Here is a 19,222-nt window from a genome sequence, read left to right as displayed (position 1 = left end):
TATCGGGATGACAACGACCCCCCTCGCTTGTTGGACTGGGCGTAGGCAGCTCACGGCGCTGGGGCCGAACGGCTGCCTTTTTTGATGCCCCCTTACTGAACCGATCCAGAGATCGGCTCGGTAATCGTTTACCCACCCTGGAAGGAGTGCCGTGCCCGTCGCGCTGCTCGCGCTCGCCATCGGAGCTTTCGGCATCGGGACCACCGAGTTCGTCATGATGGGCGTGCTGCCCCAGGCGGCCGCCGACTTCGGCGTCGACATCCCGACCGCCGGCCACCTCATCTCCGCTTACGCACTGGGCGTCGTCGTCGGCGCCCCGCTGCTCACCGCGGTCGCCGTCCGGCTGCCGCGCAAGACCATGCTGCTGGCCATGATGGGCCTGTTCACGCTGGGCAACGCCCTCTTCGCGCTGTCGCCGAACCAGGAGTTCGGCGTCGCGTTCCGGTTCCTGGCCGGCCTGCCCCACGGCGCGTTCTTCGGCGCAGGCGCGGTCGTCGCCTCCAGCCTCGTCGGCCAGGGCGACCGCGCCAAGGCCGTGTCGCTGATGTTCCTCGGCCTGACCCTGGCGAACGTCATCGGCGTGCCGCTGGGCACGCTGCTCGGCCAACAGGTCGGCTGGCGCGCCACCTTCGGCGTCGTCGCCGTGATCGGGCTGGTCGCCATCGCGGCCATCGCCAGGCTCGTCCCGCACCAGGGCAAGCCTTCGGCCGACGCTTCGCTGCGGAACGAGCTCGGCGCGTTCAAGCGCCCGCAGGTGCACCTGGCGCTGGCGATCGTCACGTTCGGGCTCGGCGGCGTGTTCGCCTGCCTGTCCTACATCACGCCGATGCTGACCGACGTCGCCGGCTACTCGCCGTCGAACGTCACCCTGCTGCTGTCGCTGGCCGGGGTCGGCATGACGATCGGCAACCTGCTCGGCGGCCGGCTGGCCGACCGCGCGCTGATGCCGAGCCTCTACATCGCACTGCTGGCGCTGGCGTCGGTGCTGGGCATCTTCACCATCACCGCGCAGGGCAAGATCGGCGCGGCGATCACGATCTTCTTCGTCGGCGTCGCCGGGTTCATGATCGGCCCGATGATGCAGGCGCGGATCATGGAGAAGGCGGGCGGCACACCGTCCCTGGTGTCGGCCGCCGTCCAGTCCGCGTTCAACATCGCCAACTCGATCGGGGCCTACCTCGGCGGGCTGGTGATCGCGGGCGGGCTCGGCCTGGTCGCCCCGAACTGGGTCGGCGCCCTCCTCGCGGTCTTCGGGCTCACGCTGGCGATCGTTTCGGGCACTTTGGACCGCCGCGAAGCGAAGGCCGAACGCCGCGAACTCGCCCTGGCGTCCTAAGAAGACCCGAGCGGGCCGCCGATGATCGTCAGGGCGACGTACAGCACCGCCGCGGCCAGGCTCGTGAACGTCACGACGTCCACGAGCTTGCCGCGGATGGCCAGCAGGCCCGCCCTGGCCGTCGGCAGCGCCGCCCGCAACACCGCGGCGAGCAGGAGCGCGGCGCCGATCAGCGCCGCGCCCTCCCGCCAGTGGTACTGGAAGATCCGCAGCGCGGCGACGGCCACCACCAGCAGGACCACCGCGAACGGCAGCTGGGCGAACCGGCCCGGGCCGCCCCGGCGGTCGTGGACGTCCCGCCGGTCCTCGGTCATCGTCATCGGCCCTGAACCGAGCGTTCCGCCGCTTCGACCACGTTGCTGACGAGCATCGCCCGGGTCATCGGCCCCACCCCGCCCGGGTTCGGCGAGATCCAGCCGGCGACCTCGGCCACGCCCGGGTGGACGTCGCCGGTGAGCTTGCCGTCCACATGGGACACGCCGACGTCGAGCACCGCGGCGCCCGGCGCCACCATGTCCGGCGTGATGATCCCCGGCACGCCGGCCGCGGCGACCACGACGTCGGCGCGGCGGACCTCCGCGGCCAGGTCACGGGTGCCGGTGTGGCACAGCGTCACGGTGGCGTTCTCGCTGCGGCGGGTCAGCAGCAGGCCCAGCGTGCGGCCGACGGTGATGCCGCGGCCGACCACCGTGACGCGCGCGCCGTTCAGCTCGACGCCGTGGCGCTTGAGCAGCTCGATGATCCCGTACGGCGTGCACGGCAGCGCGCCCCGCTGGCCGAGCACGAGCCGGCCGAGGCTGACCGGCGCGAGGCCGTCGGCGTCCTTCTCCGGGTCGATCCGCTCCAGGACGCGGTTCGCGTCGAGGTGCTTCGGCAGCGGCAGCTGGACGATGTAGCCGTGGCAGGCCGGGTCGGCGTTCAGCTCGTCGATGACGGCTTCCAGCTTCTCCTGGGTGATGTCGGCGGGCAGGTCGCGGCGGATCGAGTTGATCCCGATCTTGCCGCTGTCGGCGTGCTTCATCCGCACGTACGAGTGCGACCCCGGGTCGTCGCCGACCAGGACGGTGCCGAGGCCGGGCGTCACCCCCTTCGCGGCGAGGGCCGCGACGCGGGGCTCGAGCTCCGCGAAAATGGCGTTCTTGGTGGCCTTGCCGTCGAGAATCTTCGCCGTCACGTGCCCCATTCTGGCAAAGCGACCCCCGCGCGTCGCTTCCAGGCGCGGGTGGTCGCAGCCCGTAGACTGGCGACTACCCCACACGGTCCAATCACGACGGTGCCCGCGATCAAGCTGTGACCTACCGCACGTCGCATCGCCCGAGGTCAGGTGCGGTGCCACCGGGTGGCCGGGCGGCAAAACCCACATGCGGGGTGCACTCGCGCGCGCGAGCAGTCAAAATGTCCCCGTGGCACAACCGACGACGCAGCTGAACGCGACCGAGCAGGACACCCTGGTCAAGCAGATCGGACTTGCCCTGCTCCGTGCCGCCCCGCGCGACTGGCGCAAGGTCACCGCGGAGTACCGAGCCGTCGGCAGGTACCACGAGCTGACCGGCGAGATCGTCACCGAGGACGGAACGGTGCACGAGTGGCTCGCCACCCACGACATCGCCACGCTCTTCGGCAGGCTCCGCGGCGGCATGTACCGCGACGGCCGTGGAACGTGGTTCAACGCGCGCTACCAGCTCGACCACCCGTCCAGTTACAACCTCGAGTACAACCGCGACGAACCGGTGTGGAACCTCGCGCCGCCGCCGCAGGCCTACTCCGACGAGCTGCGGATGTTCCCGCGCACCGAGGAGAACGTGCCCGAGTGGCTGATCCGGCGGATGTCCGGGCTCGGCCCGGAGCAGCCGGGGCCGCACTTCCGGATCGCCCGGATCTTCGACACCGTCGGCCCGGCGGGCCGCCCGGTGATCAACCGCCCCGACCTCGAGGTCGACGAGCAGGACCGCCTGCTGGAGTACCTGGAGCACGCGCCGCTGGTGGTGCCCGAGCGCGGCTACGACATCGACCGGCTGGCGGCGACGCCGGAGGCGACCGTCCCGGTCGCCTTCCACAGCGACGGCCAGTGGATCTGGCCCGCCGCGGTCAACTTCTACCTCCACAAGTACGGCGTTTCGCCCGAACCGGACCTGGTCGAGCACGTTCGCGCGGTCGGCTTCACCCTGCCGCCGGTGGACGAGCCGACGCTGCAGGCCGCCGCCGCGTACCTCACCCGGGGGAACCAGCCGCCGCCGCAGCAGCAGCGCCCCGCCGGGCCGCCGCCCCAGGGGCCGCCGCCGCAGGGCATGCCGCCGCAGGGCCCGCCCCAGCAGCAGGCGCCCGTGGGTCCGCCGCCGGTCGCGCCCCCGCCGGTGGCGCCGCCGCCGGTCGCGCCGCCGCCCCAAGAGCCGCCCGCGCCGGTGGAGGCGCACGCCCCGGCCGAACCGGAGGCTCCGGCCGAAGAGCACGAGTACGTCGAAGAGGGCTACGACGAGCAGGAGTTCGACGACCGCTTCGCCGAAGAGGACCACCAGTACGGCGAGCAGGAGTACGAGCACGCCGGGGGAACGAACGGCACCTCGCCGGAGCCGGGCCGGGTGCCCGACCTCGAGGAGACCGCGGAGTACGTCCCCGACCAGCCGATCGGGCAGGAGCAGCAGCCGCGCGACGGCGAGCCCTTCCCGCGTCACGAAGACCAGCACACCGCGTTCCAGCCCGGGCCGGCCCCCGAGGAACACCCGGCGGAGCCCCGCGAAGAGGAACACGCGGCGTTCGACTCCGGTCCGGCCGGGCCGGACGACGAGGCGGGACACGCCTTCGACACCGGCCAGGCGGACGAGCCGGCGCACGCCCTCCAGGCCGGCCGGCCCCCGCGCCCCGACGAGCACGCGGCCTTCCAGCCGCCGTCGCACGAGGACGAGCACGCCTTACAGCCGGGCCAGCCGGACGAACAGGCCCACGCGGCCTTCGAGCCGGGCCAGCCGCAGGGCCACGACGACGAGCCGGCTCACGCCTTCCAGCCGCCGCGCCACGACGAAGAGCCGTCGCACGCGGCCTTCCAGCCACCGAGGCACGACGACGAACACGCCTTCCAGGCCCCCGGCCGGCCGGACGACGAGCCCCAGTTCCAGCCGCCCCGGCGTGAGCAGGCCGCGTTCGACCCCGGTCCGCCGACCATGATCACCCAGCCCGAGGTGCCCGGCGTGCTGCCGGTGCCGGAGCCGTCGCCCCAGCCCGCGGCCCAGGCCGAGCCGCCCGCTGCCCCGCGTCCGGGCCGCCGGGCGCTGCGGCGCGAGACCCCGGACCACCCGGTGCTCGCCGGTCTGCAGGCCAAGCTCGACGAGCTCGAGGTCCCGGAGAGCGGCTACAAGCTGGGCGAACCCGCCGAGCACGGGTGGAGCGTCGAAGAGGTCGAAGACGGCTGGCGCGTCGGCTGGTACGACGGCAAGCTCAGCAACCCCGCGGTGTTCGGCGACGCCGAGGACGCGGCCGCGTTCATGCTCGGCAAGCTGCTGCTCAACCCGGAGGGCCACGTGCCCCCGGCGGAGCCGCCCGCGCCGGAGCCGGAACCCGAGCCCGAGCCGGAACCGGTGCCGCAGCGGGTCGTCGCGACGCTGTCGCCCGAGGTCGCGACCGGCTCGTACCCGGTCCGCAAGCCCGAGCCGGTCCCGCCGCAGGAGCAGACGGCGTTCACCAGCGCCGAGGAGCTCTTCGGCGACCTCGAGGACGACGAACCGCCGGCCCCGCCGCGCCAGCCCGCGCCGGTCCCGGCCGGGCCGCCGCCGATGGACCGGCAGGCCGGCCCGCCGCACGCACCGCCCCGGCGCGAGCCGCCGTCGGCGCCGACCGTGCTGGCCCCGGTGCCGCCGGGTGTCCCGCCGGTGCCGCCGCCCGCTCCGGGGGGCCCGCCCGCGCCGCCGCGCCGGGAGGAACCCGCCCGCCCGGCCGTCAACGGCGGCGGGGGCGGTGGCCAGCAGCAGTGGCCGATCGGCCCGCTCGCCGGCGAGCCGCCGCTGACGCTGTTCCGCGGCAAGGAGCTGCGCGAGCTGCCCGCGGGCAGCGAGCTGGACCGCTTCGGCGGCCCGAACGGCAACCTGACGTACGCGGCAGGCACGCCGTTCGCCGAGCGGTCGCTGGTGCCGGAGTGGGTCAACCGCCCGTACCACGTCTACCGGGTGCAGCGGCCGCTGGAGACGCTGGCCGGCGTCGCGATCCCGTGGTTCAACCAGCCCGGCGGCGGGTCGGCGTACCTGCTGCCGGCGTCGATCGAAGAGCTGCTGGCCGAGGGTGACCTGATCGAGCTCGACCCGGGCGAACCCCCGATCGACTGACGACCGCGAAGGCCCCGGCGCCGCCGGGGCCTTCGCCGGTTCAGCGGATGACCAGCCCGTGGGCCGCGGCGAAGGCGATCGCCGTTTCGACGTCGACCTCCGCGCCCCGCAGGTCGGCCTGGACCAGGGCGTTCGCGTCGAGCCGCGCGCCGCGCAGGTCGGCGCCGTCGAGCTTCGCGCCCTGCAACCGGGCGCCGGTCAGGTCGCTGCCGCGCAGGTCGGCGCCGGTGAGGTCGGCTTCCATGAGGTTCGCCTCGCGCAGCCGCAGGCCCGACAGCCCGAGCTTGCGCAGCCGGGCCTTCGCCAGCGACGCGAGGGAAAGGTCACATTCGGTGAGCGCGATCCCGCCGAACCCGCTGTCGGTGAACGACGTGCCGAGCAGCGAGCACGCCGTCCAGCGGCTTTCGGCGAGCACGGTCCGGTCGAAGGTGCACGACCGGAACGCCGACGCGTCGTGCCGGGAGCGCGACAGGTCGGCCCGGGTGAACACGCAGTCGTCGAAGGTGCAGCCGCGCGTCCGCAGCCCGCTCAGGTCCGCGCCGGTGAAGTCGCACCCGGTGAACCGCCGCTTTTCCCACCACTGCCCGGACAGCACCGCTTCGCGGTAGTCCTCCCCCGTCTCCAGCACGGGCCCAGGGTGCCACACCCGCGATCAGCGGAGCACACCCTGGACGTAGTTCATCGCCGCGACGTACTCGGGCAGCTGCGCGCGGCGCGCCAGCTCGGCTTCGTCGAGGTCCTCCAGCCGGGTCTGGATCCACCAGAGGTTGCCGAAGGGATCGCGCACCCGGCCGACGCGGTCGCCGAAGAACAGCACGGTCTGCCGGGTGACCTCGGTGGCACCGGCTTCGATCGCGCGCCGCTGGGTTTCTTCGCTGTCCGGCACGTAGAGCCGCAGGAAGGCCGGAGTCGCCTCCCAGCCGTCCGGCGAGTCGAACGCCATCACCACGGCGTCGCCGATGCGCACCTCGGCGTGCCCGATCTTCCCGTCCTCGCCGACGACCCGCCCGAGTTCTTCGGCGTCGAAGGCGGCCTTCAGGAAGCCGAGCAGGCCGGCGGTGTCGCGGCCGATGATCCACGGGGTGACCGTCTGGTAGCCGTCGGGAACGGGGTTGACCATGTTTCCTCCTCTGGTTCGCTGCTTCCGAAGCTAAGGCGGATATAGGCCGGTTCCTGACCGCTGCCGAAAACCGGGTGATCTTCCCCGACCCGATCACTACCGTGACGCCATGCCCGACGAGCACTACACCGACGCCGGCCTCGCCTCGCTGTACGACGCCTTCAACCCGCGGGAAAGCGGCGGCGACTACGTCTTCTACCTGCCGATGATCATGGCCGCGGAGTCCGCGCTGGACGTCGGCTGCGGCACCGGTTCCCTGCTGCACTGGGCTCGCGAGTCCGGCCACGACGGCCGGCTCGTCGGCATCGATCCCGCCGAGGGCATGCTCGTCCAGGCCCGCCGTCGCACCGACATCGAGTGGGTGCACGGAGATTGGTCGACCGCCTCGTGGGACGCCGAGTTCGACTTCGCGGTGATGACCGGGCACGCGTTCCAGGTGCTGCTGACCGACGACGAAGTGCGGACGGCGTTCTCGGCGATCCACCGCGCGCTGAAGCCCGGCGGCCGGTTCGGCTTCGAGACGCGCAACCCGGCCGCCCGCGCCTGGGAGCGCTGGACGCCGTCGAATGTCTGGGCAGCCGGAGACGTCCGGTCGTGGAACGACGCCGGGCCGTTCGAGAACGGCCTCGTCAGCTTCAAGACCACCTACGAGAGCCCGGACTGGGCCGCGCCGAAGTTCAGCGAGAGCACGTTGCGCTTCCTGGACGTCCCCTCACTGAACGAGTTCATCGAGGAGGCCGGGCTGGTCGTCGACGAGCAGTACGGCCACTGGAACCGGTCACCGGTGACCGAGACGAGCCCAGAGATCATCACGATCGTCCGGCGTCCCCTCACCTGAAGTCCCGCGACTTCGCCTTGATGCGCATCGGCAGCGGCTCGACGCGGTGGGCGAGGACGCTGACCACGCCGTCGGCCTTCTCCACCACCCCGCGGATCAGCAGCGCCGGGCTGCTGCGCGCGACGCGGTGGTAGCGCTGCCAGAGGCCGAGCGTGCAGATCACGTTGACCATCCCCGTTTCGTCCTCGATGTTGAGGAAGGTGACGCCGCCCGCGGTCGCGGGGCGCTGCCGGTGCGTGACCGCGCCGCCGATCAGCACGCGCGCGCCGTCTTCGAGGTCGGCCAGGCCGCTCGCCGGGACGACGCCGAGCTCGTCGAGGCGGTCGCGGATGAACTCGGTCGGGTAGCTGTCCGGCGACACCCCGGTGGCCCAGACGTCGGCGGCCGCGACGTCGAGCCCGTCCATGCCGGGCAGCACCGGTGCCTGCGCGCCGACCAGGCCCGGCAGCCGCTCCGGGCCTTCCCCGGCGACCGCGCCCGCGGTCCACAGCGCCTGACGGCGATCCCCGCCGAAGCCGGCGAACGCACCGGCCGTGGCCAGCGCCTCGATCTGCGACGTGGTCAGCCGCACGCGGCGGGCGACGTCGGCCATGTCGCGGTACTCGCCGTTTTCCGCGCGCTCGGCCACGATCCGCGCGGCGAGGTCCTCGCCGATCTTGCGGACGGTGCTCAGCCCGGTACGCACGTCGTGGAACGGCCCGGCACCCGCCTCCAGGGTGGCGTGCGGCAGGCTGCGGTTGATGTCCGGGCCGTGCACGGTGACACCGTGGCGCCGCGCGTCGGCGACCAGCGACTGCGGTGAGTAGAACCCCATCGGCTGCGCGCGCAGCAGGCCCGCGAGGAACGCGTCCGGGTGGTAGAGCTTGAAGTAGGCGCTGGAAAAGACCAGGTGCGCGAAGCTCAGCGCGTGGCTCTCCGGGAAGCCGAAGTTCGCGAAGGCCTTGAGCTTCAGGAAGATCTTCTGCGCGAGTTCGTCGTCGACGCCGTTCGCCGCCGCGCCCGCCAGGAACCGCTGCCGCAGCCGGTCCATCTTGCGGTCCGACCGCTTCGACCCCATCGCGTGCCGCAGCTGATCGGCCTCGGCCGCGGTGAAGTTCGCGACGTCCAGCGCGATCTGCATCATCTGTTCCTGGAACAGCGGCACGCCCTTGGTCTTGTGCAGCGCCTTTTCGAGCAGCGGGTGGTCGTAGGACCACTCCTCGCGGCCCTGCTTGCGGCGGATGTACGGGTGCACCGAGCCGCCCTGGATCGGGCCGGGCCGGATCAGCGCGACCTCGACGGCGAGGTCGTAGAACTCGCGGGGCTGCAGCCTCGGCAGCGTCGCCAGCTGGGCGCGGCTCTCGACCTGGAAGACGCCGATCGCGTCGGCGCGGCACAGCATGTCGTAGACCTTCTCGTCGGCGAGGTCGAGTTCGGCGAGGTCGACGGTTTCGTGCTTGTACTCCGCGACGAGGTCGATCATGTAGTGCAGCGCGGACAGCATGCCGAGGCCGAGCAGGTCGAACTTGACCAGCCCGGCGGCCGCGCAGTCCTCCTTCTCCCACTGGATCACGCTGCGATCGGCCATGCGCGCCCACTCGACCGGGACGACCTGGCTCACCGGCTCGGCGCACATGACCATCCCGCCGGAGTGGATGCCGAGGTGGCGCGGGAAGTCTTCGAGGGCGAAGGCGAGCTGCAGGACCTCGTCCGGGATGTCGTGGTCGTGGTCCTTTTCGGTGTTCTGCAGGGAACCCCAGCGGTCGATCTGCTTGCTCCAGGCGTCCTGCTGGCCCGGCGAGTAGCCCAGCGCGCGGGCGGCGTCGCGGACGGCGGACCGGGCGCGGTAGGTGATCACGTTTGCGACCTGGGCGGTCCGCAGGCGGCCGTGTTTCCGGAAGACGTACTGGATGGCCTCCTCGCGGCGGTCGGACTCGATGTCGAGGTCGATGTCGGGGTAGCCGTCGCGGTCCGGGGCGAGGAAGCGTTCGAAGAGGAGTTCGTAGGCGACGGAGTCGACCTTGGTGATGCCGAGCGCGTAGCAGACGGCCGAGTTCGCGGCCGAGCCGCGGCCCTGGCAGAGGATGTTGTTTTCGTTGCAGAACCGGACGATGTCCCAGACGATCAGGAAGTAGCCGGGGAAGCCGAGCTCTTCGATGATGGCGAGTTCGTGCTCGATCTGTTCTTGGGCTTTTTCCTCGTGGGGCTTGCCTTTGAAGCGTTCCTTCGCGCCTTCTTCGGTGAGTTTCCGGAGGTAGGTCGTCTCGGTGTGGCCCTCAGGGACGTCGAAGGGCGGCAGCTCGGGGGCGATCAGCTTCAGCGGGAACGCGCATTCCATGCCGAGCAGGGCGGAGCGGCGGACGGCGCCCGGGTACCGCCGGAACAGGACGTCCATTTCGGCGCCGCTGCGCAGGAAGGCCGTGCCGGCGGCGGGCAGCCAGCCTTCGAGTTCGTCGATCCCCCGCCGGGCCCGGATGGCGGCGAGCGCGTCGGCGAGCGGGGCGCGTTCGGGCCGCGCGTAGTGGGCGGCGGTGGTGGCGACGGTCGGGAGCTGCAGTTCGCTCGCGAGTTGCGTCAGGAGGTCGTTGTGGGTGCTGTCCAGGGGCTGGCGATGGTCGGTGAGCTCGACGTAGACGTTGTCTTTGCCGAAGCGGTCGATGAGTTCTTCGAGTTTTTCGGCGGCGGCGGCCGGACCGTGCGTGACGAGGGCGGAGCGCACCGCGCCTTTGCGGCAGCCGGTCAGCACGACGCACTGCCCGGCGACCTCCTCGGCGACCGCGCCGAGGTCGTACCTGGGCCGGCCTTTTTCGGCCTGGTGGTGGATCTGGCCGGCGGTGATGGCGCGGCAGAGGGCCCGGTAGCCCTGGTCGCCGCGGGCGAGCAGGAGGAGGTGCTCGCCTTCGGGGTCGGGAACGCCGTTCTGCGGGCTGCGCAGGCCGAAGCTGAGTTCGGTGCCGAAGACGGTGTCGACGCCGAGTTCCCGCGCGGCCTCGGCGAAGCGGACGACGCCGTACATGCCGTCGTGGTCGGTGAGGGCGATGGCGTCGAGCTGGAGCCGCGCGGCCTCCTCGACGAGCTCTTCGGGGTGGCTGGCACCGTCGAGGAAGCTGAAGTTGGAGTGGCAGTGCAGTTCGGCGTAGGGGACGCGGACGGCCTCGGCGCCGTCGTCGTTGCGCCGGGTGGGGAGGTCGCCGGGTCTGCGGTAGCCCTCACGGCGCCGCCCCCAGGCGGGACTGTCCCCGTGATCGCCGGGAGGAAGCCCGCCGGCGAGGGTCCGGGCCAGGTCCTTCCAGCGGACGGGCGGGTTGTTCCAGCCCATTCAGCGGTCCCCGGGCTGATCGCGCCGACGGTCTTCGGCCGCACGGCGGCGACGGTGCCAGTTGGCGGGGTGGTTCCAGCGGGATCGGGCTTCGGCTTCGGTCATGGGGGTGGCGCCGGGCGTTTCGTCGCGACGGTCGGCCTCGGCGCGGCGACTCGGGCGCCTGCGAACCTCGTCGTCGTTCCCAGGGCCGGTGTCCGGCGCGGCGGCACGGCGGGCGGCGTTCGTAGGATGCGCCCAACGAGACCGAGCCTCGGCTTCGGACACCGGGCCGCCGTCCGGCGCAGCGGCGCGGCGGTTTGCCTCGGCGGGATGGGTCGGGCGGCTGCGAACCTCGGCTTCACTCCCTGGGCCGAGGTCCGGCGCAGCGGCGTGGCGGCCCCGGCCGCTGCGAACCTCGGCGTCGGTCCCGGGGCCGGTGTCCGGCGCGGCGGCGCGGTGGGCGGCGTTCGTAGGATGCGCCCAATGAGACCGAGCCTCGGCTTCGGACACCGAGCCGGCGTCCGGCGCGGCGGCGCGGCGATCGGCCTCGGCGCGGCGGCTCGGGCGGCTGCGAACCTCGGCGTCGTTCCCAGGGTCGGCGTCCGGCGCGGCGGCGCGGCGGGCGGCGTTCGCCGGGCGGTCCCAGCGCACGCGGACCTCGGCCCCGCTCATGCGGCAGCCGTTCTCCCCTGACGAGCGCGGGATCGGGAGGGCGATCACCGGGCAGACCCAGGCGTCGTCGGCGGGGGTCTGCGGGAGGCGGCCCCGGACCGACCACCTGTCCGGGTTGCCCGCGGGTTCCTCCGTTGCGGGCTCGGGGATCTCGCGCAGCCACTCGCGCTCCTCCGATGCCCCGCTGTGGGTGGCGCCGGGCTCGGCTCGCAGCCAGTTGCGCAGCTTTCGTGCGTAGTCCTCGTCCATGCTCAGTCGTACACTCCCTCGACCGTCCACAGTGGATTTTCCGTGCCTGCGCAGTGCACCAGCACCGCTTCGGGCGGCTCGTCTCCCTCGCCGGCCAGCACCAGCTGCAGCCGGGCCGCCCGCGGACCCGGCCGTCGGCGGTCGGCCGTCAGGGGCCACGGGCCCGCCCAGCCCACGACCTCCCGCCCCGCGCCGCCCGCGATGGTGAGGCGTCGCGGGGGCGCCGTGACCTGGTCGCGGGCCGTGATGCCGACCGCCCGGCCGCCGTCGTCGAAGACCTGCGCCGGGACCGGCCGGGCGAGGACCGTCGCCGGCGACGGCGACGGCAGCCGTCCCGGCCAGGTCGCGTCCGGCGGTGTCGTGCGCTCGCGCGGGTCGCCCCACGGGACCAACCGGATCCGGCCCGCGGGGTCGCGGCCGCCGTCGAGCACCGGGGTGAGCACGCTTTCGGGCCCGAGCAGGCCCTGGACGCGCACGAACGCGCGGGCCGCCCGCTCGTCGGCTTCGTCGGAGCCGCCGTTGCGCCACAGGTCGAGCTGCAGCGACCGGCCTTCGACGACCTCCTCGGGTTCCAGCCGCAGCCGCACGACGCCGGACGTCGGGCGCTGCCCGGGTGCGGCGCGCAGCCAGCCCTCGAACTGCCAGCGCACGCGATCGGCGACGCCGTCGGGCGTCAGCGGTTCGGCGCACCGCCACGCCCGGCCGAGGTGTTCGCCCTCTTCGGTGACGGCGTAGATGCCGAGCCGCGTGCAGGCGAGGCCGTGCCCGGCGAGGCCCGCGCAGAACCGCGCCGCGAGCCCCTTGGCGACGAACGCCGCGACGTCGACCCGCTCGACGACGGGGTCGAAGTCCTCGGCCAGGGTCAGTTCGGGCGGCGGCCGCCGACGCAGCGGCGGCCGTTCGGAACGCCCCCGCGCGAGCCGGTGGGCGAGCAGCCCGGCCGCACCGAAGCGGTTGGCGACGTCCCGTTCGGACAGGGCGGCGAACGCGCCGAGCGTCTTCAGCCCGAGCCGACGCAGCAGGTCGACGAGCTCCGCGCGCTCGGCGCCGGGCTGGTCGAGTTCGGTGACCGGAAGCGTCGCGAGGAATTCGGCGGCCCGCCCGGAGTCGACGAACGTCCCGCACCGCGCGGCGAGCGTCGCGGCGAAGAGCCCGTCGGCAACGCCGGCCTGACACTCGACCCCGGCCGCGGCGGCGACCTCGTCGAGAAGCCGTTCGACGAGCTTGTGTTCCCCGCCGAAGTAGCGGGCGGCCCCGTCGACAGGAACGGCGACGAGCCCAGGCCGAACGACCTCCACGCCGACAACGAGCCCTTCGACGGCCCGCGCGACGGCCTCGAACAGCCGGGCATCCCGCCCGTCGTCGGCGAGGAAGACGGCGAGTTCCGGACAGTTCGACTGGGCATCCCGCCGTCGCATCCCCCGCCGCACACCATTCCGCCGCGCAACGGCATTGCAGGCAACAACCCGGTTGGCACTGAAGACGGCAACGGGCAGATCGGCGCCCATCCCACCGGTGGCCGCGGCGGCGACGGCGGGCCAGTCGGGGCACCACAGAACCAGCATGCGCGTGGGTGCGTCGGGGGCGACGCGTTGGGAGGGGACGGTCACGCGGCCTCCCGAACCCGGCCGCCGCCCCGCCGGGGACGGAGGTGCTGAGGTGGAGGGCTCACGCATCGGGACAGCCCGCCGGTGTGCTTGAGCGGTCGGCCGGCGTACCCGGATGGTTGGCCCGCGTGCCCACGTGGCCGGCTCGCGTACCCGGACGCTCGGGACGCGTGACGAGAGGGGTCACTCGCGTGATCGAGGAGGCCACACCCGTGACTGGAAAGGCATCTCGCGTGTTTGAGGAGGCCACACGCGTGATTGGAGGGGCAACTCGCGTGATTCGGAAGCCGACACCCGTGATTAGAGGGGCGACACGGGTGATTCGGGCGCCGACTCGCGGGGGTGGGGAGGCGGCGGGGGGTGGGGTCGGTCATGCCGTTGCCTCCCGGAGGGAGGGCTCCGGGCGCGCGGTGGTGATCGATCCGTCCGCCGACGGGAGGTGGACTTCGGCCGCGAGGGGGCGGCCCGCCGGGCCGCGGCCGTGGGCTCGGACCTGTGTCCGGCGGGACCGGAGGTGACCGTAACCGGAATCCGGGCCCGTCCATGACCCGCGACGGCAGGAAAGCTCCACGTCGGCCGCGGGCCAAGCGCCCGAGGACAGCAGTACCGCGCCGCGGTGGCGGGCTCGGGCCGACAGCCGGCGCGCCACCGATGGCTGGAGCGCCACGGAAGGCTGGACCGCCACCAGGTCCACGCCGTCCAGCAGTGCCGCGATCACCGCCGGGAGCTCCACCCCCGGGCTCGGCACCAGCGCCAGCCTGGTGACGTCGACGCCGTACTCGGCCGCCGCCGCGATGCCCACCGACGGCATGCCGACCACCGCCGCCCAGGAACCCGAGGTGGTCGCCGCGGCGAGGAGGGCGAGCAGCAGGGATGTTCCGCCGTGGACCGCCACCGTGCTCCCGCGCCGGAGCCCGGTGTCGGGCAGCAACCCGGCCAGCGCCGGGACGACCGGGAGCACCCTTCCCGTCGCCCTGGCCCGCTCGGCCTGGGCCGCCACCCGGCTCGCCGTGCTGACCCCGGGCAGGGCCGCCAGCCGGGCCACCGGCGGCTCCACCACGGACGTCACCACAGCGGTCACCGCACGCACCTCCCCACCACGGACTAGGGCCGGCGGTCGGGCCTCTCCCAAAAACACGACCGACGGCACTGGTTCGCCGCGGGGAAGGCGGCGGTTCATGTCGAACACGTGTTCGACATGAACAAGTCAACCGCGAACCACCCGAGGTGTCAAGTCACCCACCAGTGGGGTACGCGGCCTGGAACGCCAAGCGCGAATCGGCGCCGGAAGCGATCCGCTCGAGTGCGTCGCGCAGGTCACCCCGCCCAAGGTAATGAACTTGCCCGCGCCCGGGTCCGGTCACTAGACAGACGGCGTGGAGCTCACCGACGCCCGCCCCGAAGACGTCCCGGAACTGCTCGTCCTCCAGCGCTGCTGCTGGGTCCAGGAGGCCGTCCTCAACGAAACCCTCGACATCCCCGCGTTGCACGAAACCCTCGAAGACGTGCGTGACTGGACGAAGACGTGGTCGGTCTGGGTGCTGCGCCATGACCACCGGCTGGTCGGCGCCGTGCGCGCCCGCCTGGACGGGGACCGCTGGGAACTCGGCAGGCTGATGGTCGCGCCGGACCTCGCCGGGCGCGGGCTGGGCCGTCGGCTGCTCGCCCACGCCGAAGCGCAGGCGCCCGCCGAAGCCCGCCGGTTCGCCCTCTTCACCGGTGCGCGCAGCGCCCGCAACATCGCGCTCTACCAGCGGGCCGGCTACCGGCTCACCGAGATGCGGCCCACCGACGGCCACATCCGCGGCGCGGTCTACCTGGAGAAGGACGTCACCCTCAGCGAAAAACCCGGGCCGCCCGGCTGACGCTGCGGCGTCGGCTAGATTCCCCGGTGGACTTTGGGGGTGGCGATGACCGAACCGCGGAGACGGCCGATCCGGGCGGTCGCCTGCGCGCTCGCCGTGGCCGGGGCGACCGCCGCGGTGGCCGCGGGCTGCGGGGTGCCCGGCGCCACGGCCGCGGCCACGGCACCGACGACCATCGGCGCCCAGTGGCGCTCGTTCCGCGCCGACGTCACCGGGATCCGCCCCGGTTCGGACGACCGCAGCCTCTTCGTGCAGGTCGCGCTGCCCGGCAAGGACCCCGGCTGCGTCCGCGAGCCGCGGATCGAGCAGGTGCTGGAGGCCAAGACCGACATCCGCGCCGACGTCGTCTACTCGACGCGCCCCGCGGCGGGCGGCTGCCAGGACAAGGTGGCCGCGGAAGTGCGGCTGACGACGGCGGACCCGATCGCGGACCGGACGGTGATCCTCAACGCCGACACCGGCAACGCCTGGCACAAGCTCGGCGCGGGCTGGGGCCACTGCGACAGCCAGGGCGCCTGCGCCCCGCCCGCCGACCACTGCGATCCCGCCTGGATCGGCGCCGCGGTGTCCGCCGCCGGCGCCGCGAACCCGGGCACGACCCGCGCGTGCGTGCCGGGCTGGCTGATCCTCGACCTCGTGCAGCACCCGGCCGGGCCGCCGTCCCGCAGCGCTTTCCGCTGGAGCGACTCGGGGTGGACGTCGTTCGCGCAGGCCCGGTCCGGCGGCTGCGCGGAGATCCTGGCGGCCGAGCCCAAGTTCCCGGTCGCGCTGTGCCGGGCGCTGCCCGCGCCCGCTTAGCGCAGCTTCTTGACGATCTCGGCACCGACCGCCTGCACGGCGGCGTCGGTCTCCTCCTGCGGCATCGGCGAGTTCGAGAAGAACCCCTTGTCCCAGCCGGACACCTCGAGGACGACGACGGTCGTGCCCTTCATGACGTGCAGCCGGGACCCGCTGAACGCGCTGCCGGTGGCGAGCCGGACCAGGAGCGCCTTGTCGCCGATGCCGCGCACGTCCGTCGGCGGGATCGGCGGCGCCGTCGGCTTGAACAGGGCGTCCGCCTGCTCGCGCGCGCCGTACCCGGAGTACTGCGTGATCTGGACGTGCATGGTGGCGTCGCGGACGTTCTCGTCCGGCCCCGGCTTCCAGCTGCACCCCTGCTGCTTGATGCCCGGCAGGCCCTCGGTGCCCTGGCCGGCCAGGACGAAGCTCGGGAAGCCCGCCTTCTCCAGCACCGGCGCCGGGACCTGGCACTCGGCGGGCACCGGCGACGACGACGGCGCCGCGCCGGTGCTCGCGTAGTAGTCGGCCGCCGCGGTGCCCAGCGGGATGCCCGCGCCGAGCAGCACGACGACCCCGCCGATGATGCCGAAGACCAGCCCGAGCCGCTTCTTCTTCGGCGGCGGCGCCGGCGCGCCGTACCCGGCGGGCGGGTAGCCGGGCGGCGGGTACCCGGGCGGATAGCCCTGCTGCGGCGGGTACCCGGGCTGCTGCTGCGGGTAGCCCGGGTACCCCTGCTGACCGTGCCCGTACGGCGGCGGTTGCTGCATCGAGCCCTCCCTCTCGAAGCGCGGGGTCAGTGACATCCGGGGCTTCGCCCCGGGGCCGGGGGCTCCGCCACCCGGAGCCCCCGAAAGCGGTCAGTGACATCCGGGGCTTCGCCCCGGGCCGGGGGCTCCGCCACCCGGAGCCCCCGGAAGCGGTCAGTGCGCGAAGTGGCGCGTCCCCGTCAGGTACATCGTGACGCCGGCCTTCTCCGCGGCCGCGATGACCTCGGCGTCGCGGACCGAGCCGCCGGGCTGCACGATCGCCCGGACCCCGGCCTCGACCAGCACCTCCAGGCCGTCCGGGAACGGGAAGAACGCGTCCGACGCGCCGACCGAGCCCTTGGCGCGGTCGCCGGCCCGGGCCACCGCGAGCCGCGACGAGTCGACCCGGTTGACCTGGCCCATGCCGACGCCGACGGTCGCCCCGTCGGCGGCCAGCAGGATGGCGTTGGACTTGACCGCGCGCAGCGAGCGCCACGCGAACTCGAGGTCGCGCAGGGTGTTTTCGTCGGCCGGGGCGCCGGTGGCGAGCGTCCAGTTCGCCGGGTCGTCGCCGGAGGCGTCGATCGCGTCGACCGTCTGCAGCAGGACGCCGCCGGAGATCGGCCGGAACTCGACCGGGAACGCCGGGGCGGCCGGCAGCTTCAGCAGGCGGATGTTCTTCTTGCGCTGCAGGATTTCCAGGGCCTCGGCGTCGAAGTCCGGCGCCAGCACGACCTCGGTGAAGACCTCGGCGATCTGCTCGGCGGCCTCGCGGCTGACCGGCCGGTTCGTCGCGATGACGCCGCCGTAGGCCGAAACCGGGTCGCAGGCGTGGGCCTTGCGGTGCGCCTCGGCGATGTCCGCGCCGATCGCGATGCCGCACGGGTTGGCGTGCTTGATGATCGCGACGGCGGGCGCGTCGAAGTCGAACGCGGCGCGGCGCGCGGCGTCGGTGTCGACGTAGTTGTTGTAGGACATGGCCTTGCCGTGCAGCTGCTCGGCGTGCGCCAGGCCCGGGTTCTGGCTCTTGTACAGCGCGGCCTTCTGGTGCGGGTTCTCGCCGTAGCGCAGGACGTCGGCGCGTTCCCAGGTGGCGCCGAGGAAGTCCGGGAAGCCGGCGTCGTCCGCGGGTGCGTACGCGCTGGCGAACCACGAAGCGACAGCCGTGTCGTACGCCGCCGTGTGCGCGTACGCCCGGGCCGCGAGCCGCTTGCGGTCTTCGAACTCGAAGCCGCCGTCGGCGACGCGCTCGAGCACCCAGCCGTAGCTCGCCGGGTCGACGACGACCGCGACGCTGCCGTGGTTCTTCGCCGCCGCGCGGACCATCGCCGGGCCGCCGATGTCGATGTTCTCGACGCAGTCCTCGGGGCTCGCGCCGGAGGCGACGGTCTGCGCGAACGGGTACAGGTTCACCACGAGCAGGTCGAACGCCGCGATGTCCAGCTTGCGCAGCTGCTCGACGTGGTCGGGGTTGCCCTGGTCGGCCAGCAGCCCGGCGTGCACGTTCGGGTGCAGCGTCTTCACGCGGCCGTCCAGCGACTCCGGGAAGCCGGTGACCTGCTCGACCGGCGTGACCGGGACCCCGGCGTCGGCGATGGCCTTCGCCGTCCCGCCGGTGGAGACGATCTCGACGCCGGCCGCGTGCAGGCCGGTCGCGAGGTCCAGGAGGCCCGCCTTGTCCGAGACGCCGATCAGCGCCCGGCGGACCGGGCGCCGTCCCAGGTCAGTGCTCACGAAATGTCACCTTTCGTCCGTCCACGGTGCAGCCACCGCGGCCGAGTCGCTCGATCGTTTCCACCAGCAGCCTGCGTTCGACGGCCTTGATCCGTTCGTGCAGGACGTCTTCGTCGTCGTCGCTCTCCACGACGACCGCCTCCTGGGCGATGATCGGCCCGGTGTCGACCCCGGCGTCCGCGAAGTGCACGGTCGAGCCGGTCACCTTGACGCCGGCTTCGAGCGCGTCGCGGACCGCGTGCATCCCGGGGAAGGACGGCAGCAGCGCGGGGTGGGTGTTGATCACCGTGAAGCGGCCGAGGAACTGCTCGCCGAGGATCTTCATGAACCCGGCCGAGACGACCAGGTCGGGCCGGTACGCGGCGACGGCCTCGGTCAGCGCCTTGTCCCACGCGGCGCGGTCCGGGTGGTCGGCGACGCGGACGGTGAACGACGGGATGCTCAGCCGCTCGGCGCGGGTGAGGGCTTCGATGCCGGTGCGGTCGGCGCCGACGGCGACGACCTTGGCCGGGAAGCCGGACCGCCCGGTGGCGTCCAGCACCGCCTGCAGGAGGGTGCCGGAGCCCGACGCGAGCACGACGAGCTTCACCGGGGTGGGCAGCTCCAACCGTTGAGACAGAGCGGGCTCCTTGCCGCGGGCGGTGCGCAGCCGGGCGCACGGCGCTTCACCAGGTCCCCTAAA

At 73.2% G+C, this 19,222-nt stretch carries 16 protein-coding genes; 5 read left to right on the top strand and 11 right to left on the bottom strand.

From position 1 onward, the window contains the following. Positions 1-151: 151 nt before the first annotated feature. Positions 152-1,336 carry an MFS transporter gene (locus ACWEGE_RS38140; protein ID WP_449665338.1) on the top strand — a complete coding sequence of 395 codons (1,185 nt, stop codon included), beginning with the start codon at positions 152-154 and terminating at the stop codon, positions 1,334-1,336. Here the strand turns inward: ACWEGE_RS38140 and ACWEGE_RS38135 are convergent. Then, positions 1,333-1,656, bottom strand: coding sequence for a DUF3017 domain-containing protein (locus ACWEGE_RS38135; protein WP_449665337.1), 324 nt, complete (start codon positions 1,654-1,656; stop codon positions 1,333-1,335). The two genes, ACWEGE_RS38140 and ACWEGE_RS38135, sit on opposite strands and share 4 nt — an antisense overlap. Then, positions 1,653-2,510 carry a bifunctional methylenetetrahydrofolate dehydrogenase/methenyltetrahydrofolate cyclohydrolase gene (locus ACWEGE_RS38130; protein ID WP_449665336.1) on the bottom strand — a complete coding sequence of 286 codons (858 nt, stop codon included), beginning with the start codon at positions 2,508-2,510 and terminating at the stop codon, positions 1,653-1,655. Before ACWEGE_RS38130 ends, ACWEGE_RS38135 begins: the two co-directional genes overlap by 4 nt. 229 nt (positions 2,511-2,739) lie before the next feature. Here ACWEGE_RS38130 and ACWEGE_RS38125 point away from each other — a divergent pair, with 229 nt between their 5' ends. After that, a complete protein-coding gene (locus ACWEGE_RS38125; protein ID WP_449665335.1) occupies positions 2,740-5,649 on the top strand; it encodes a glycohydrolase toxin TNT-related protein in 2,910 nt (969 codons plus the stop codon). Positions 5,650-5,689: 40 nt separating this feature from the next. Here the strand turns inward: ACWEGE_RS38125 and ACWEGE_RS38120 are convergent, their stop codons facing one another. Then, positions 5,690-6,277 (bottom strand): pentapeptide repeat-containing protein, encoded by a 588-nt coding sequence (locus tag ACWEGE_RS38120; protein WP_449665334.1) that lies wholly within the window; start codon positions 6,275-6,277, stop codon positions 5,690-5,692. A 24-nt stretch (positions 6,278-6,301) separates the two neighbouring features. Then, entirely contained in the window at positions 6,302-6,769 is a 468-nt protein-coding gene (locus ACWEGE_RS38115) for a VOC family protein (protein WP_449665333.1), read from the bottom strand. 109 nt (positions 6,770-6,878) lie between these two features. Between ACWEGE_RS38115 and ACWEGE_RS38110 the strand changes: the two genes are divergently transcribed. Then, positions 6,879-7,607: a class I SAM-dependent methyltransferase gene (locus ACWEGE_RS38110; protein WP_449665332.1), complete on the top strand. Its 729-nt coding sequence runs from the start codon at positions 6,879-6,881 to the stop codon at positions 7,605-7,607. On the opposite strand, the gene ACWEGE_RS38105 is transcribed toward ACWEGE_RS38110, so the two are convergent. The 4 genes from ACWEGE_RS38105 to ACWEGE_RS38090 all read right to left on the bottom strand — a co-directional run bounded on the left by ACWEGE_RS38105 (position 7,600) and on the right by ACWEGE_RS38090 (position 14,484). Beyond that, positions 7,600-10,905, bottom strand: a complete 3,306-nt coding sequence (locus tag ACWEGE_RS38105) for an error-prone DNA polymerase (RefSeq protein WP_449665331.1) — start codon at positions 10,903-10,905, stop codon at positions 7,600-7,602. The genes ACWEGE_RS38110 and ACWEGE_RS38105 overlap by 8 nt on opposite strands. Continuing rightward, positions 10,906-11,808: a hypothetical protein gene (locus tag ACWEGE_RS38100; RefSeq protein WP_449665330.1), complete on the bottom strand. Its 903-nt coding sequence runs from the start codon at positions 11,806-11,808 to the stop codon at positions 10,906-10,908. Between the two features lie 2 nt (positions 11,809-11,810). Then, positions 11,811-13,373 carry a DNA polymerase Y family protein gene (locus ACWEGE_RS38095; RefSeq protein WP_449665367.1) on the bottom strand — a complete coding sequence of 521 codons (1,563 nt, stop codon included), beginning with the start codon at positions 13,371-13,373 and terminating at the stop codon, positions 11,811-11,813. Between the two features lie 412 nt (positions 13,374-13,785). Then, the gene (locus ACWEGE_RS38090; protein ID WP_449665366.1) at positions 13,786-14,484 is read right to left on the bottom strand and encodes a hypothetical protein; all 699 of its coding nucleotides are present in this window, start codon (positions 14,482-14,484) and stop codon (positions 13,786-13,788) included. A gap of 307 nt (positions 14,485-14,791) precedes the next feature. Here ACWEGE_RS38090 and ACWEGE_RS38085 point away from each other — a divergent pair, with 307 nt between their 5' ends. Then, the gene (locus ACWEGE_RS38085; protein ID WP_449665329.1) at positions 14,792-15,280 is read left to right on the top strand and encodes a GNAT family N-acetyltransferase; all 489 of its coding nucleotides are present in this window, start codon (positions 14,792-14,794) and stop codon (positions 15,278-15,280) included. Between the two features lie 45 nt (positions 15,281-15,325). After that, positions 15,326-16,078: a hypothetical protein gene (locus ACWEGE_RS38080; protein WP_449665328.1), complete on the top strand. Its 753-nt coding sequence runs from the start codon at positions 15,326-15,328 to the stop codon at positions 16,076-16,078. On the opposite strand, the gene ACWEGE_RS38075 is transcribed toward ACWEGE_RS38080, so the two are convergent. From ACWEGE_RS38075 to purN, 3 genes are all read right to left on the bottom strand, one after another. After that, positions 16,075-16,827 carry a hypothetical protein gene (locus tag ACWEGE_RS38075; RefSeq protein ID WP_449665327.1) on the bottom strand — a complete coding sequence of 251 codons (753 nt, stop codon included), beginning with the start codon at positions 16,825-16,827 and terminating at the stop codon, positions 16,075-16,077. The genes ACWEGE_RS38080 and ACWEGE_RS38075 overlap by 4 nt on opposite strands. A gap of 153 nt (positions 16,828-16,980) precedes the next feature. Further along, entirely contained in the window at positions 16,981-18,540 is a 1,560-nt protein-coding gene (gene purH, locus ACWEGE_RS38070; protein ID WP_449665326.1) for a bifunctional phosphoribosylaminoimidazolecarboxamide formyltransferase/IMP cyclohydrolase, read from the bottom strand. After that, a complete protein-coding gene (purN, locus tag ACWEGE_RS38065) occupies positions 18,530-19,147 on the bottom strand; it encodes a phosphoribosylglycinamide formyltransferase (RefSeq protein ID WP_361082235.1) in 618 nt (205 codons plus the stop codon). The genes purH and purN overlap by 11 nt, the downstream gene beginning before the upstream one ends. Positions 19,148-19,222 lie beyond the last annotated feature (75 nt).

This window comes from Amycolatopsis sp. NPDC004747 (genome assembly GCF_053601335.1).
The sequence above is the reverse complement of the archived record's forward strand: the minus strand, read 5'-3'. Positions and strand labels throughout refer to the sequence as shown.

Excerpts from the sequence above, each read along its gene's own strand:
- ACWEGE_RS38135 (WP_449665337.1), bottom strand. The coding sequence starts at position 1,656 with ATGACGATGACCGAGGACCGGCGGGACGTCCACGACCGCCGGGGCGGC.
- ACWEGE_RS38115 (WP_449665333.1), bottom strand. The coding sequence starts at position 6,769 with ATGGTCAACCCCGTTCCCGACGGCTACCAGACGGTCACCCCGTGGATC.
- ACWEGE_RS38110 (WP_449665332.1), top strand. The coding sequence starts at position 6,879 with ATGCCCGACGAGCACTACACCGACGCCGGCCTCGCCTCGCTGTACGAC.
- ACWEGE_RS38105 (WP_449665331.1), bottom strand. The coding sequence starts at position 10,905 with ATGGGCTGGAACAACCCGCCCGTCCGCTGGAAGGACCTGGCCCGGACC.
- ACWEGE_RS38100 (WP_449665330.1), bottom strand. The coding sequence starts at position 11,808 with ATGGACGAGGACTACGCACGAAAGCTGCGCAACTGGCTGCGAGCCGAG.
- ACWEGE_RS38095 (WP_449665367.1), bottom strand. The coding sequence starts at position 13,373 with ATGCTGGTTCTGTGGTGCCCCGACTGGCCCGCCGTCGCCGCCGCGGCC.
- ACWEGE_RS38080 (WP_449665328.1), top strand. The coding sequence starts at position 15,326 with ATGACCGAACCGCGGAGACGGCCGATCCGGGCGGTCGCCTGCGCGCTC.
- ACWEGE_RS38075 (WP_449665327.1), bottom strand. The coding sequence starts at position 16,827 with ATGCAGCAACCGCCGCCGTACGGGCACGGTCAGCAGGGGTACCCGGGC.